Source organism: Acinetobacter tianfuensis (genome assembly GCF_003611465.1).
Classification (GTDB): Bacteria; Pseudomonadota; Gammaproteobacteria; order Pseudomonadales; family Moraxellaceae; genus Acinetobacter; species Acinetobacter tianfuensis.
In genome coordinates, this window is the sequence record NZ_RAXV01000013.1 from 50,315 (window position 1) to 65,519 (window position 15,205).

General features: G+C 45.5%; 15 protein-coding genes. 10 read left to right on the top strand and 5 right to left on the bottom strand.

Annotated features, from left to right (window positions below; translation table 11 throughout):
- Window position 1: 1 nt before the first annotated feature.
- Window positions 2–451, bottom strand: a complete 450-nt coding sequence (locus D7V32_RS07535) for an ammonium transporter (protein WP_120402273.1) — start codon at window positions 449–451, stop codon at window positions 2–4.
- Between the two features lie 69 nt (window positions 452–520).
- Here D7V32_RS07535 and D7V32_RS17255 point away from each other — a divergent pair, with 69 nt between their 5' ends.
- Window positions 521–697 carry a hypothetical protein gene (locus D7V32_RS17255; RefSeq protein ID WP_171407604.1) on the top strand — a complete coding sequence of 59 codons (177 nt, stop codon included), beginning with the start codon at window positions 521–523 and terminating at the stop codon, window positions 695–697.
- 75 nt (window positions 698–772) lie between these two features.
- On the opposite strand, the gene D7V32_RS07540 is transcribed toward D7V32_RS17255, so the two are convergent.
- Both D7V32_RS07540 and D7V32_RS07545 read right to left on the bottom strand, forming a co-directional pair.
- Complete coding sequence (locus D7V32_RS07540; protein WP_120402274.1) at window positions 773–1,759, bottom strand: hypothetical protein; 987 nt, start codon at window positions 1,757–1,759, stop codon at window positions 773–775.
- Between the two features lie 201 nt (window positions 1,760–1,960).
- On the bottom strand, window positions 1,961–2,206 hold the full coding sequence (locus tag D7V32_RS07545; protein WP_120402275.1) for a SlyX family protein: 246 nt from the start codon (window positions 2,204–2,206) through the stop codon (window positions 1,961–1,963).
- A 36-nt stretch (window positions 2,207–2,242) separates the two neighbouring features.
- Between D7V32_RS07545 and D7V32_RS07550 the strand changes: the two genes are divergently transcribed.
- From D7V32_RS07550 to D7V32_RS07565, 4 genes are all read left to right on the top strand, one after another.
- Entirely contained in the window at window positions 2,243–4,138 is a 1,896-nt protein-coding gene (locus tag D7V32_RS07550; protein WP_120402276.1) for an ATP-binding cassette domain-containing protein, read from the top strand.
- A gap of 157 nt (window positions 4,139–4,295) precedes the next feature.
- Window positions 4,296–5,057, top strand: a complete 762-nt coding sequence (locus D7V32_RS07555) for a 3-oxoacyl-ACP reductase (protein ID WP_120402277.1) — start codon at window positions 4,296–4,298, stop codon at window positions 5,055–5,057.
- 96 nt (window positions 5,058–5,153) lie between these two features.
- Complete coding sequence (locus D7V32_RS07560) at window positions 5,154–6,089, top strand: LpxL/LpxP family acyltransferase (protein ID WP_120402278.1); 936 nt, start codon at window positions 5,154–5,156, stop codon at window positions 6,087–6,089.
- A 29-nt stretch (window positions 6,090–6,118) separates the two neighbouring features.
- Window positions 6,119–7,225 (top strand): glycosyltransferase family 4 protein, encoded by a 1,107-nt coding sequence (locus D7V32_RS07565; protein ID WP_120402279.1) that lies wholly within the window; start codon window positions 6,119–6,121, stop codon window positions 7,223–7,225.
- Between the two features lie 63 nt (window positions 7,226–7,288).
- On the opposite strand, the gene D7V32_RS07570 is transcribed toward D7V32_RS07565, so the two are convergent.
- Both D7V32_RS07570 and D7V32_RS07575 read right to left on the bottom strand, forming a co-directional pair.
- The gene (locus D7V32_RS07570; RefSeq protein WP_120402301.1) at window positions 7,289–7,600 is read right to left on the bottom strand and encodes a hypothetical protein; all 312 of its coding nucleotides are present in this window, start codon (window positions 7,598–7,600) and stop codon (window positions 7,289–7,291) included.
- Window positions 7,601–8,009: 409 nt separating this feature from the next.
- A complete protein-coding gene (locus D7V32_RS07575; RefSeq protein WP_120402280.1) occupies window positions 8,010–9,137 on the bottom strand; it encodes an endonuclease/exonuclease/phosphatase family protein in 1,128 nt (375 codons plus the stop codon).
- A 185-nt stretch (window positions 9,138–9,322) separates the two neighbouring features.
- Between D7V32_RS07575 and asd the strand changes: the two genes are divergently transcribed.
- From asd to truA, 5 genes are all read left to right on the top strand, one after another.
- Window positions 9,323–10,441, top strand: coding sequence for an aspartate-semialdehyde dehydrogenase (asd, locus tag D7V32_RS07580; protein ID WP_120402281.1), 1,119 nt, complete (start codon window positions 9,323–9,325; stop codon window positions 10,439–10,441).
- Between the two features lie 150 nt (window positions 10,442–10,591).
- Entirely contained in the window at window positions 10,592–12,064 is a 1,473-nt protein-coding gene (locus D7V32_RS07585; RefSeq protein ID WP_120402282.1) for a FimV/HubP-related protein, read from the top strand.
- Window positions 12,065–12,132: 68 nt separating this feature from the next.
- Window positions 12,133–13,377: a fimbrial protein FimV gene (locus tag D7V32_RS07590; protein WP_171407605.1), complete on the top strand. Its 1,245-nt coding sequence runs from the start codon at window positions 12,133–12,135 to the stop codon at window positions 13,375–13,377.
- 45 nt (window positions 13,378–13,422) lie between these two features.
- Entirely contained in the window at window positions 13,423–14,391 is a 969-nt protein-coding gene (locus tag D7V32_RS07595) for an asparaginase domain-containing protein (protein WP_120402303.1), read from the top strand.
- Window positions 14,392–14,402: 11 nt separating this feature from the next.
- Window positions 14,403–15,200, top strand: coding sequence for a tRNA pseudouridine(38-40) synthase TruA (gene truA / locus D7V32_RS07600; RefSeq protein ID WP_120402304.1), 798 nt, complete (start codon window positions 14,403–14,405; stop codon window positions 15,198–15,200).
- The last annotated feature ends 5 nt before the right edge of the window (window positions 15,201–15,205 follow it).

Below are 15,205 nucleotides of genomic sequence, written 5' to 3' on the forward strand. Positions count from 1 at the left end.
TTTAAATTTCAGCCAAAGAATGCAGTTGCGCTTTGATTGCGTCCAATTGAGCCGCACGCAGGTCAGACTCTTCGTTCCAGTAGATTCCTACACAGTTGGCTTGCATATCAATAGCATAAATGCCCTTTAAATCAATCGGCAGATTGTTAAACTTGTCATCGCCATAAACGAGTTGAAGTTTTTGATCAGCCACCAGCGCACGCATTAATGGGAGACGCGCTTCTGGAATTAAAATACTGTAATAAGCCACCATGCTGGCGCGGTTTTCTGATGCTTTTGGAATTTTAGTCCAATCCGGCGCAGCTACAAGTCGAGGATGCAGTCCAATTTTTCTCGCTTTGTCACGCATTTCACCCAATGCTTTTTCACGGGGGCTGACACGCAGGCCAAAAATAGAGCCTAAAACAAATACGACAATAACAACAGCAACCCAAAGACCAGTATTTTCCATAGTACAACCTTTTCTTTCCTTTATTAGAGTTGCATAAGCGCAATATAAAAGGCAAGATCAAAATAATTAATGCTTTGCTTATTTATTCATTTTCGACAAAATGCCGAAACTAAATGGCTGCTTTCAGAACTGCATTTAGGCGATTACAACAAATCACTGCCGCTGCTGAATGATTTTGCACGGCATAGCCTCAAGCAGCTCAGCCCCCTATTTTTTAGCCAAGCTGAGCCTGCACTGCAACTTTAAATATTATGCCGGCTGTTGATAGCCCATAAAAAAGACGATATTTCTATCGCCTTAAATATGTGAATATTGCTTTCATTAATTGAGAAACATTTCATGACTGTATACGACTTCATGGCTATTCCAATAAATATAGCCCTTATCCATCAGCTCTTTTAACAGCATACGCACATCTGATTTTGGGAACATTTGCACCAGCACATCCCGCAGTTCATAAATATCTTTTGGCTTTTGGGCATTTAAGGCATTCAGCTTTTTGATCACTTCCAGCTGCACTGGGTCAACTTGAGCAAAATCTTTATACAGTTCATGCGCTGCTGCCGGCAAAACCTGCACGTCTTCCTTCTGCACAGTTTCAGGGCGATCCAGCTGCTGTACAGCATCCGCCATACTTTTCGGCAGTTCAGCGGCAGCTTTGTCTAAATCCAGCTTCAGCCATTTTGCCAGCACTTTTTTACGGATATTAATCTGATCATCATAGCGTTTGACAATTTTTAGGTTGATCAGCATGCCAACCACTTGCTGGGCTTTTGAAGGCACCAGCTGCAATATATTTTCCACCGAACGGCGAAGCGCTTCCACGGTATGCGGCTTTCCGCTCATCTTGCCTAAAGCATCGCAGTATTTTTTGACCAGCTGCAGCTGCGGTTTGGCTTGAATCGTACTCGCGCTTGGCAATTCATGCTTAGACGCAGTTTCTGGCTCTGCTTGAATTTGAATCAGATTGCATGAAATATTTGAGCTTTGCATCAGCTCCTGCAGCATCTCGCTGCTGTCCATCGCAGAAATAATTTCAACATGCGAGTCAGGCTCAAGCAAAGCAATCAGCTGACCGACGATCACAGCATACTCAAACTCTTTTTGCGACGTTTCTGGCGTATCTAAAATAACCACTTGCCCGCTGCTGACCCAGCTTGCAAATTCAGTTAAATCTTCTAATGAATATTCAAACTGGCCTGTGCTGTTAAATAAATATAAAACAGGAAAATGCTCCACAATATTTCGCAGCAGACTGGCAGTCGGCATATTATTTTCAAGATCGAGCAGCACAGCTTTGGAAGTCATAATCAGAAAAATCTTGCAGCAATTTTATTCAGTGCTGCATTACAGCGGGATAGATTATAAAGGTCAAGAACTTAAGGCCATGAATTGTAAAACATCATGTGAGATGCAGCCTTCATGCATCATTCCCGCTGCCCAGACCTGTAAAGATGCAATACGCGGCATAATCCTGCATACTTCACATCAGCAATACATATGCCGCAATTAATAATGCGGCGGGCGGTTCGTCATTGGGTCGAAAGCTGCAATGCCTTCAGATAAATCTGACGACTCCACACGCTGATATAAAATCTGCATTTGCTTTTTTAAGTCCGCTATTTCCATATTTTGTTTAGTCACCTGCTCATTCAGCTGATCAACTAAATCATCTAAAAATGCAATTCGGACTTGCAAATCTTCAATGGGTGCGGAAAATGACGCCTGCTCATCAAAATTTTGTTGTTTAGTCACTTTACACTCCTCATGTAGGATTTTTCAGGAAACATTATGGCCTATATTACTTTAAGGGATGTCCAACTTGCGTTTGGCGGACCTGCCCTGCTCGACGGCGCGAACTTCAGTTTAGAACGCGGCGAACGGGTGTGTTTAATCGGCCGTAATGGTGAAGGTAAGTCTACTTTACTTAAACTGATTGAGGGAAGCTTATTACCGGATGGCGGCGAAGTTTCTTTGCAAAACGGCATTACCATTTCTATGCTGGCGCAAGATGTGCCGATGGACTCTGGCAAAGTCGCGGATATTGTTGCTGATGGCGCTGGCGAAGCTGCTGAAGTGCTGCGCGCTTACCACGAAGCGAGTGAAGCTTGTGTGCTGGGCGACATGGACGCATGTGACCGCATGGGCAACCTGCAGCATAAAATGGATCAGCTGGATGGCTGGGCTTTGGAAACCAAGGTCAACTCTATTTTAAGCAAAATGGGCCTAGACCCAGATGCTGACCTTGCTGACCTTTCGGGTGGACGTAAACGCCGTGTACTTTTAGCACGTGCGCTTTTAACACAGCCTGATGTACTGCTTTTGGACGAACCGACCAACCATTTGGACGTTGAAAGTATTGAATGGCTGGAAAAGTTCCTATTGGATCAAAATAATTTAACCTTACTGTTTATTTCGCATGACCGTTCATTTGTCGACAGCATTGCAACGCGTATTGTTGAACTTGACCGCGGTATTTTGCGCAGCTATGAAGGCAACTATTCACGTTACCTCGACTTAAAAGCGCAGCAAATGGAAGCAGAAGAAAAACAAAACGCGCTGTTTGATAAAAAACTGGCTGAAGAAGAAGTTTGGATTCGCCAAGGCATTAAAGCCCGCCGTACACGTAACGAAGGCCGTGTCCGCGCATTAAAAGCTTTACGTGAAGAATCACGCGCCCGCCGCTCACAGCAAGGCAAAGTGAGCATGGCGACACAAGACGCGCAGCGTTCAGGTAAAGTTGTCTTTGAAATTGACAATTTAAGCGTGACTTTTGGCGACAATGCGCCAATTATCAACAACTTCTCTGCGCTTGTACTGCGCGGTGACCGTATTGGCCTCGTCGGTGACAACGGTGTAGGTAAAACCACACTGATTAAAGCCATTTTAGGTGAGCAAGAACATACTGGTACAGTAAAAACAGGCACACAGCTTGAAGTCGCTTATTTTGACCAATTGCGCAATGCCTTAGACCTTGAAAAATCTGTAAAAGATAACGTGTCTGAAGGTTCTGACCATGTTGATGTCAACGGCAGCCGCCGCCACATTTACAGCTATCTGCAAGATTTCCTGTTCTCTCCGGAACGTGCGCGCACACCTGTAAAAGCGCTATCTGGCGGTGAACGCAACCGTATTCTTTTGGCGAAGCTTCTGCTGAAACCGTCTAACTTAATCGTGATGGACGAACCGACTAACGACTTAGATATGGTAACTTTAGAGCTGCTGGAAGAAATGCTGGGCGGCTACAAAGGCACTTTACTGCTGATTTCGCATGACCGTGCATTTATGGACAACGTGGTGACTTCCACTTGGGTCTTTGACGGCAAAGGCACCATTGATGAATATATCGGCGGCTATCAAGACTATCTTGAGCAGCGTCCTGATCAGACTGCAGTCGACCAAAAAAGCGCAGTAAAAAAAGCAGCGGCAAAAGCTGAGGCTGCTGCTGCACCTGTGAAAAAAGTAAAGCTGAGCTATAAAGACCAGCGCGCTTTAGAACAGCTGCCGGCAGAAATGGAGGCTTTAGAGAAAGAACAAGCCGATATTAATGCTACATTAGCCGATGGCTCAATGTTTGTATCTGATAATGATCAAGCGATGAAACTATCTGCGCGTCTTGCAGAAATTGATGAACTGCTCATGGAAAAATTAGAACGCTGGGAAGAGCTGGAAAATATGACCAAATAATCCAAGCTTCAAAAATGCCGCTTCATGCGGCATTTTTTATTGCATTATGAGTAAAAAATTAAACGGTCCGAATACAGCGCCGCTTTTCAAAAAGACGGCTTTGGCATTTAGCCGAATGCTTGCTATGGTGCATCAATTCACTCAATAGGACAGAAATATGCAAATTCGCGATCAAATTGTACTTGTCACGGGCGGAGCGCGCGGTTTAGGACTTGCTATTAGCCAAGCATTAATTGCTGAAGGCGCAAAAGTTGCTGTGAATTATCACACCAGCAAAGCTCAGGCTGAACAGCTGGCCTCAGCTTATCCAGAGCAGGTTTTTGCCTATCAGGCCGACATCACCGACAAAACCCAAGTCGAGGCTTTATTTATTGCAGCGAAAACCCACTTCGGTTCTGCCATTACTTCCGTCGTAAATAATGCATTGGTTCAATTTGAATTTAATGGCGATGCGCGCCCTAAAATAGAAGAACTGAACACGGCAATAATGACGCGTCAATTTGACGGCGCAGTGCTGGCTGCGCTCAATACCACACAAGCCGCGTTGGCAGAGATGAAACAAGCCAGCTTTGGCCGTATTGTGAATATTGGAACAAACTTAGTACAAAATCCAGTCGTCCCTTACCATGACTACACTGCAGCGAAGGCAGCGCTGTTGGCCTTTACTCGCACGGCGGCGCATGAACTGGGTGAATTTGGGATTAACGTCAATATGCTGTCTGGCGGCCTGCTGCAGCAGACAGATGCCAGCAAAGCCACACCTGACTTTGTCTTTGACTTGATTGCATCTTCTACACCGCTGCGCCGCGTGACTACGCCTGAAGAATTTGCATCCGCTATTATGATGTTCTTATCTCCTTACTCTCGGGCTGTGACAGGCCAAAATCTGATTGTGGACGGAGGACTGGTTAAAGGTTAAAAATCTGTGCATTCACAATATCACTCAGCTTGAACTTTCTCTTTCAATTCAGCTTCATGCTAAACTGAACCGATTGTTCAGCCTATATTTATTGTTATGAGCCAAAAGACAGATTATCAGCCCGGTGAATTTCGCTGGTCATTCCTGCTGCCTCAGTTCTGGGGTATTTGGATTGCGATTATTTTCCTGATGATTCTGGCAATTTTACCGTGGGCAGTACAGCACCGCTTGGCTGCCAGTATTGGCAACAGCGCCTTTAAATATTTAAAATCACGCCGTAAAACGACCTTACGCAATCTTGAGGTCTGTTTTCCCGAATGGTCTGAACAGCAACTGCAGGAGAATGCGCGCCAAGTTTTTGTTGACCAGATGATCGGCATATTTGAAACCCTCAATGCATGGTACAGCCCAAAGTGGTTTAAAAACCGCGTGACTATCGAAGGCCTTGAGCATATTCAAAATGCACAGGCAGAGGGTAAAGGGGTGCTGCTGCTAGGCACACATTCCACACTGCTGGATGCCGGCGGCTATCTATGTTCACAATTTTTTGAACCGGATGTGGTCTACCGTCCGCAAAATAATCCTCTATTGGATATGTTGATTGTGCGTTGTCGTGCCACCATCTATGCCAACCAAATTGACCATGATGACATGCGCGGCCTGATCCGAAATTTAAAAAACGGCCATGCCATTTGGTACAGTCCAGACCAAGATTTTGGTTTAAAACAAGGCGTAATGGCGCCATTTTTTGGTACGCCTGCGGCTACCGTCACCGCACATCGCCGCTTATTAAAAATATCTAAAGCAGCAGCAGTCCCCCTGTATTTTTATCGTGATGGCGACATAAGCAACCCTCAATATCATGTACTGATTGAACCTGCTTTAGACAACTTTCCAAGTGAAGATGAATTTGCAGATGCTGTTCGAACGAATAAAGTCATTGAAAATCAGCTGCGCATTGCGCCGACGCAATATATGTGGTTCCACCGCCGCTTTAAAACACGCCCGCAAGGCTACGAAACGATCTATTAATGCCACGAATTGAACCATAGGGACTGATTATGAAAGTCATGCAGCTTTTACCAGAACTGAACAGCGGCGGTGTTGAACGCGGCACATTAGAAATTGCCCGCGCCTTAGTCGCTGACGGCCATCAGTCTGTTGTGGTTTCAAATGGCGGGCGCTTAGTCAATCAGCTGGAAAATGAAGGTACAACTCACCTCACGCTGCCCATTCATAAAAAGGCCTTGTCTAGCTTGCGGCAAATCCGCCCGCTGCGTAAGCTGATTGAAACTGAGCAGCCTGACATTGTGCACGTACGTTCACGGGTTCCAGCTTGGCTGACTCATTTTGCCTTAAAAGGCATTCCTGCGCATAAACGCCCGCACCTGATCAGCACAGTGCATGGCTTCTACTCCATTAACCGCTACAGTCAAATTATGACTCAAGCGGAGAAAGTCATTGCGGTTTCTGACAGTGTGGTCAAATATATTACAGACCACTATAAAAACTGCCCGCCGCAAGACATCGTACGCATTTTCCGCGGCATTGACCCAAAGGCATTTCCGCACGGCTACCAGCCATCTGCAAAATGGCTGCTGGATACATATAAGGACTTCCCGCAATTAGAACATAAATTTCTGCTGTGCCTGCCAGGCCGCATTACACGCTTAAAAGGCCATGAAACTTTAATTGCATTGATTGAACAGCTGCACACTCAATATCCGCAGCTACATGCGGTTATCGTTGGCGGCGCAGATCCTAAAAAAGCGGCTTATTTAGAAGAAATGGAAAAAAGCATTGCCAGCAAAAGACTAACCGACAAAATTACTTTTGTCGGCCACCGCTCAGATATCCGCGAATGGCTGGCATTCTGCGATGTCGCGCTGTCACTGTCCAATCAGGCCGAAACCTTCGGCCGTACAGCATTGGAAGCGCTATCCTTAGGCACACCAGTTGTGGGCTGGAACCGCGGCGGTGTCGCAGAAATTTTATCGCGTCTGTATCCGCAAGGTTTAATTGCTGCAGATGATCATGCCGCTTTGCTGCAGGCAATCCAGCAGCAGGTTGATGATCCGCAGCCAGTTGCGCCAGTAACGCAGTTCAGCCTAAAAGATATGTGTGATCAGACCCTGCAGCTTTACAAGCAGGTTGCCCTGTCAAAATAAATAAAATCAAAAGCCTGCTTATAAGCAGGCTTTTGATTTCTGCAGTTCTGCCGTTACAGCAGATCAATACCGCCAAATACGATAATGCGCTCCCAGCCAAAGCAGCAATGGCATCAGGCTCATGCACAAAATATCCCTTAAACTCTCACCGACACGCCAATAGCCGCGGTCTAAAATATCATGACGCGCGCCAAATAATTCAGCAGCCAAAGCCAGCCCCAGTACAGCCCAAATTGCATACTTAGATTTTAATTGCCGCTGATGGCATAAGGCTGCCAAGAAAAAAATAATCAGCCCGCAATAAATCAGCAGCGCATCTGAAGATAAGTGTGTCCATTGCTGTAAAGTCTGCAGCCCTGTATCCAGCCTATTCATAGCATTCTCTTTGTCATTTTGATGTTTTTGTTGTTGGCGCAATTTTACATGGCAATAACGGCAGCAGTATGGCAAGTTACAATTCTGCCGCGCCTTTTAATATAGGCGTTTGAATTTAATATTTTTTTAGATTTTAAAAATTAAAACCCGAGTTCTGCATCCTGCAAAACTCGGGTTAATGAGGTCGTGCTTTCACAAGTGTGTTATTTTAATTTTTTCTGGCTTTCCTTACCTGCATCATATCCATGATGGCTCTCCATCGGCACCGCATTCCATATTGTGGGATTATCCATTCCCGCTCCCTTTGCCGATAAATAAAGATTAAGTCAATATAATTAAACTGACCATTCGTCAGAAGCCGAAAGCTGTGTAAGCCATTTCTTACACTTTTTTCTTAAACCAAGACAGGCTAAAGACTTTTGCTGCCCTCTTTATAGTCACGGGCAATGTCATCAGTCACTATTTTTTCTTCTTTTTCAGCCTGTTCAATCCCTTCTTGAATCGCATCTTGCGCTTCTTGTTCATCCTCCTCCGTCTGTTCCAGTTCTTCCTGAATCTGCTCAAATACTCGGCCTGTCTGTAAAACCACATATACGGGAAAATGATCTGACCCTATATGTGGCAAACGTTCCATATGTACTAAGGCAAAATCGGTACTGTGAAAAACATGATCCAGAGACCAGCGCAATAGAGGATAATCGGCATGAAACGTATTGACAAAATGCCGCCCGACACGCGGGTCAAGTAAACCGCTAATACGCTGAAATAGTCGCGTGGTTCTCGACCATGCCACATCATTTAAGTCCCCCATCACAATGCAGCTTTCATCTATATCTTTAATCTGATCCCCCACAATCAACAGCTCAGCATCCCGTAAAGTCGAGTCTTTGGCCTCGGTGGGGCTCGGGGGTTTTGGATGTAAACAATAGAGTTGTACTTGATTACCTGAGGGCAAAGTCACACGGGTATGTATCGACGGGATTTCATCGCTTAAGATAAATTTCACTTCGGTTTCTGTCAGTTTCAACCTACTATATAGATGCATACCATATAAATTATCTAATGGAACAGGAACACGATAAGGATAGTCTGGCTCGATCACTGAAAGTTCGTTCTGCCACGTTTGATCTGTTTCTAGCGTCAGCACTAAATCAGGCTGATGTTTCTGAATAAGCTCAATAAGTAAATGATATTGAGTGTTCGGTGTCAGTACATTAGACACTATTAAGGAAATTTGTTTGTCGGGATCCAGTTGTGAGGCTCGCACTTTTTTCACCTGCTTTTTCCAGAAAAAGGTATAAGGCAAAACCATTTTCAATTGAAAAGCCAATGCGCCAATTAAGCCAATTAAAATCAACTCACGAGCAAAGTCCCACGCCGCATCGCAAACAATCATCAGGACAAAGGCCAGTAGCCCCACCGCCAAAATTTGCAGCCGAGGGAAATCTGCACCGCGGAACCACCATTCATCCCGTGGAATCAACGACCAAAAGGACAGCCAAATGACGATACAGGCCAATATTTCAATCCAGATCATTTCACCTCCTTTTATATTCTATTTTTTATATTGATTCATAAATTTATATCAATTTTGCATGTAACATAAACAAGATATACTGCACAATATAATCGATGTTTTGATTATGCAGCTATTGCAGTTGCGTATCCTTTTGATACACTCAAGCCCCCCTTTTTATTTTTAACGCACCGAGGCAAAATGACATGAAAGTAGGTCTGGTCGGTTGGCGCGGGATGGTTGGTTCTGTCCTTATGCAACGTATGGTTGAAGAGAATGATTTTGCTCATTTTGAGCCGTTCTACTTCTCTACCAGTAATGCAGGCGGTGAAGCTCCTGCATTTGGCGGAAAAACCGCCCCAGCACTTATGGATGCATCAGACATTAACAGTCTGAAGCAAATGGATGTCATTATCACCTGTCAAGGCGGCGACTATACGTCTGAAGTTTTCCCTAAATTAAAAGCGGAAAACTGGGGCGGCTACTGGATTGATGCTGCATCTACATTGCGCATGGATGACGAAGCGATCATCGTACTTGATCCAGTCAACATGAACGTGATTAAAGATGGCCTAGCGCAAGGCACGAAAACTTTCGTAGGCGGCAACTGTACTGTTTCGCTGATGCTGATGGGCTTAGGCGGCTTATTCCAAAATAATCTTGTGGAATGGGCAACGTCTATGACGTATCAGGCGGCTTCTGGCGCAGGCGCGCAAAATATGCGTGAACTGATTACCGGCATGGGCTACCTGTACAACAACACTAAAGATTTGTTAGACGACCCGCGTTCTCCAATTCTAGATATCGACTCTAAAATTGCGCAGCTGCAGCGCGGCGAAGGCTTTCCTTCAGCAAACTTCGGTGTGCCTCTAGCTGGTTCTCTCATTCCTTATATCGACAAGCAGCTGGAAAGCGGCCAATCGAAAGAAGAATGGAAAGGCCAAGTTGAAACAAATAAAATTTTGGGCAATCAGCAAATCGTTCCAATTGACGGCCACTGTGTCCGTATTGGCGCAATGCGCTGCCATTCTCAAGCATTAACCTTGAAACTTCGTAAAGATGTTCCATTGGATGAAATCGAAGATATCATCGCAAGTGCAAATGACTGGTCTAAAGTTGTGCCAAATACGCGTGAAGCGTCTATGACTGACCTGACGCCAGTTGCCGTAACCGGCACTTTATCTGTTCCAGTAGGCCGTCTGCGCAAACTGAATATGGGTAAAGAATATCTTGGCGCATTTACAGTAGGCGACCAGCTTCTTTGGGGCGCAGCGGAACCGTTACGCCGTATGCTCCGTATTTTAATCGAATATAAAAATGCTTAAGATCAAATTGATCTGAGTATTTCAAAAGCCGATCCAAATGTGATCGGCTTTTTTTATGTATCTTTACTGTAAGTATTTTACAATTCCAAAACATACCGTTAATCTATTCTCACTACATTACGCGCAATCTGAATTGAGCTAAAAATTAAGATGACTGTCTATAACAAATTAAAAATTGCCATTTTAGCTATTCTTGCATCGCCGCATATTCATGCGATCACAATTGATCCTGTAAAAATTCAGTCAGCGCCAGGGGAACTGCTGTATGCCGAGATCGATTTTCGCAATTCGGATATCAATGCGCCTTTGCAAGCCAGCCTTGCAACAGCTGAAGATCTTATGCGGATTGGCGCAGCACACCAGCCGCCTGGGCATTTAAATTTTTTCACACGCCGTGACAGTTCCGGCAACGGCGTCATTACCATTACCTCTTCACGCCCAATGACAGATTCAGAACTGAATATCGTCCTGAAAATTACTGAAGGCAGCTCAGCACGCCTGCAGCATATTAAAACAGCAGTGAAACGCGCTGCGCCAAAAGTTCAAGCCAAAGCAAATAGCAATGAGCGTCCGCTGATGCCGACGATGGTCGTCAATGAAAAAGAGATCGCGCTCAATCTGCCTGTCAGCACACAATATGCTGTCACTGCGCCAAAACCTGCCAGCGGCATCACGCCGTCTCAGATCAGCAGCAATATGCCTTTAAATATCAGCAACGGCGCGCCGCCTGCACTGACAGCGCCAAAAACCGCAGTCCATAGCGCAGCAGCGCCTCTTGCGGCAATGACAGCACCAGCTCAGCCGAAAGCTCAAATTACTGCGCAGCAAAAAATACCAGCGGCATCTGTGGCTGCTGCACCTCAAATGAGTACTGCAGTCCAGCCCCTAAAAGTTACACCAGCACAGCAAACTGCCGCTTCTGCTCACGCAAGCAATGCCGTGTCGCAAGATCCGCTGGTAAAAAAATATGCTGAAAAGATGGCGATGCAAAAGTCTCAATCAAAGGAAAATTCAGCAGCTGCACAAACACCAGCGCACAAACCAGCTTCTGCACATATAGCTTCAGCCCCTGCCGCAAACAAAACTGAATATGTCGTGCAGACCAATGAAACACTTTGGGGCATTGCTTCACGTATTGCAGCAGATCAAAAACGCCCTATTGGCGATGTAATGAAACAAATTAAAGCCAGCAATGAGCATGCCTTCATTAATGGAAATTCCAACCGTTTACGCCGCGGCGCCGCATTGAATTTAAATGGCGCGCAGGCACCCAAAACGCAAGCAAAAGTTAATTCAGCCGAACTGGCTAAAATTCCATCTTCACAATCAGGCAAAGCCAAATACCGCCTAAATGAAGCGGAGATGAGCCTCGTTTCTGAGAGTGAGCAAGATTCAGCCCGAACAAGTGCCAATAGAAACACAGAAAAAAACCAAACTTCGGATAAGTTGTCATTAAAAATTATGACATCTCGTGAAAAAACCGTTAAATTACAGAGAAACGTAACGCAGTTAGAATTGGCGCTAAATCAGAAGGATCAAAGAATTCAATTATTAAATGCACGCCTTGCAGAACTTGAAGCTAAGTTAAAAACACAGCGCGCAGCCAAGAAGCCAATACAGTAAAAATTGCAACATGAATTTAAAGTGGGTGGGCGCTCATAATCTGGGCTCTTTCCAAAAGGGGTAATAACATGCTGATTTATGTGATTCCATTAGTGATTTTTTTGATCGCTTTGGTATATTTCAAAAAACGCCAAGACGCACAAGAGTCAGATAAAGCGACAACGCAAAAAACCAAGGCAAAAAAAGCAAGCTCTTCTGCTCAAGTTGCCCCAAGCCGCACTCAAGTTTCTGAACCAGCAGTAAAGCCTAAAACAACACCGCTGACTGAAGACACTCGAAATAAAATTCAAAGCTTGATCAATGAGCGCAACTTCTTCTCTGCAGAAGCGCAAATTAACCAAGCATTAAAACGCGATAATACACAGCACGAACTTTATTTATATCTACTGGATATTCATATTCAGCAAAAAGATGAATTTGCAATCAGCCAACTGCTGAACCATCTGCGCTCATTAGAGCTAGATGACATTCTTGCGCAGGCAGAAACCAAGAACCTGAATCATCAGCAAGCTCAAAACAAATCATCTGACACTATCGCCTATACAGCACCTGCTGCTGAAGCGCCTGCTGCGCCAAAACCTCAGCAAAACACAGCTGATTTTGATGCGCTGATGGGCACTGCGCCAAAGGCAGAAGAAACATCCAAAGCAGATCTTGCTTTTGAAACAGCAAAAAAAGAGTCAGCTCCTGCTGTTGAGGAAATCAAGCCGCTGGATTTCAACCTGTCTTTTGACAGCTTGACAGAAAAAGCGCCTGCTGCGCCTCAGCCTGCTGCGGAAGAAATCAAGCCTTTAGAGTTTGGCTCTGCTCCTGCAGTTGAACCTGAACTGAAAGCTGAACCGGCGCCTGCTGCGCCGGCAGCTGAAGAAATTAAACCGCTGGATTTCTCTTTAGATTTTGCGCCTGCGCCAACTGAAGAAGCAAAACCTGCAGCAGAAACTGCCCCGCTGGATTTCTCATTTACGACTGAAGCGCCAGCTGAAAAGACGGCGGAAGACGCACCGGCAGCACTCAGCTTTGACTTAAGCTCAATCGAGCCAGAACCTGCTGCACCGTCAGCTGGCGTAAACTTTGATATCAGCAACGTCAGCACACCAAACGCTGCTGCAGCGGATCAAACAGACCCGCTCGCTCAATCATTCCCTGAACTGCTGCAAGTGAATGAAATCACGTTGAATCTTGAATTAGCAGCGCAATATATTCAATTAGGCGCTTTCGAGTCTGCGCGTGAACTGCTGGATGAAAAAGAAACGGAGTATTCAGCTGAACAATTGGATCAGGTAAAGCTGTTACGCAATCAAATCGCTTCTTAAGCCAATTAGACTTACACTAAAGCAGTCTCCATGACTGCTTTTTTTATGATGAAAAAAATAGCTTTAATTTATATGGGCGGAACGTTTGGCTGTATTGGTGAGCCGCTCAGCCCCATGCCTGCAGATGCCTTTATTCCGCAGCTCAAGCGCGTCCTGCCCGTACATTTAGAAATTGAATGCTTTGTTGCACCCGCCATATGTGACAGCAGCGCCTGTACTGCAGTTGAATGGCTGCAGCTGGTTCAGCAAATTCAAGTCTTGCAGCTGCAGCAGTTTCAGCATTTCGTCATTATTCATGGCACAGACACCTTAAGCTATGCCAGTGCAGTACTTGCACGCTTTTTAGCTCAATCTGCACATGTTGTGCTGACTGGCAGCCAATATCCGCTGCTCAATACTCAAGGCAGCAACACCCGCGAATTTACAGATGCCATAGATAATTTGAATTTTGCACTCGATGCAGCTGTACAGCATCCGACTGGTGTTTATTTAGCTTTTCATCATCAGCTGATTCACGCCTCTTCAGCCCTTAAAGTGCATACGACTGAACTGGATGCATTCAGCGGATTACCCGCAGCACAAGCACATGAACTGACAGTATCCCCTTTCATTGTGCATGAAGCGCATCTAGCCCAAGCTGCCGAATTTAATTGCCTGAGCCTTATGCTGCAGCCGGCGGCTTTAAATACCCTGCAGCAAAACCTGACAGCCATTGTCTCAAATACCCCGCATGCTTTAATTTTACAAGGCTATGGCACAGGCAATATTGCCGTGAATGATGAAATCATACTGCTTCTGCAGCAGTTACAGCAGCAAGGCTGCGCTGTTATTTTGACGACACAGGTGCCCTTCGGCAAAATTGATCAGCGCTATGCTGTCAGCCAATGGATTGAGCAAGCGAACGTCCTGCTCAGCAATTGTGACGGCCATGCAGATCTTTATGCAAAAGCCTTAAAAATGCATTTACAATACGGCAGCGTAGAACAATGGCGCCGCCATTGGTGTGATGAATGATTGAGGTGAGTATGCAGCGTTTTGCAGTAGGAATTGAGTTTAGTGGCGCACAGTACCGCGGTTGGCAAACTCAACAGGCAGGCGTTCCAAGCGTGCAGGAAACTATTGAAAAAGTCATCAGCACCGTTGCCAATGAACCGATTATTCTGCATGGTGCAGGCCGAACCGATGCCGGCGTACATGCCACCAATATGGTTGCGCATTTTGATACTGCAGCTGTGCGCTCCATTTATGGCTGGCTGCGCGGCTGCAATAGCCAGCTGCCAAAAGATATTTCTATACAATGGATTCAAGAAATGGACATGGATTTCCATGCCCGTTTCAAAGCGCAGGCTCGCCGTTACCGCTACGTCGTTTATAATCATGCTGTGCGCCCTGCTTTGCTGCATAAACAAGTAACGTATGTACATGCTGAACTCGACACTGCAAAAATGATTGCCGCGGCTGCTAAATTTGAAGGCACACATAACTTTGAAAGCTTCCGCGCTGCAGCTTGCCAATCGAATCAGCCTGTACGCACAGTCAGCCATTGCCGTCTGATTCAGCACGGAAGCTACCTTGTGCTGGATATTCAGGCAGACGGTTTTTTACACCATATGGTGCGCAATATCATGGGCTGTTTATTAGAAGTCGGCCAAGGCATGTATGAGATTGATCATATCGACAATATTTTTGCGGCCCAAGACCGTAAAGCGGCTGGCGTGACCGCACCGCCAGACGGCCTATATTTCATTCATGCAGACTATCCTGAACATTTTCAGCTGCCAAAAACAGTCTTAGGCCCGCATTGGCTGAATATGCCTGAATAGCCGAT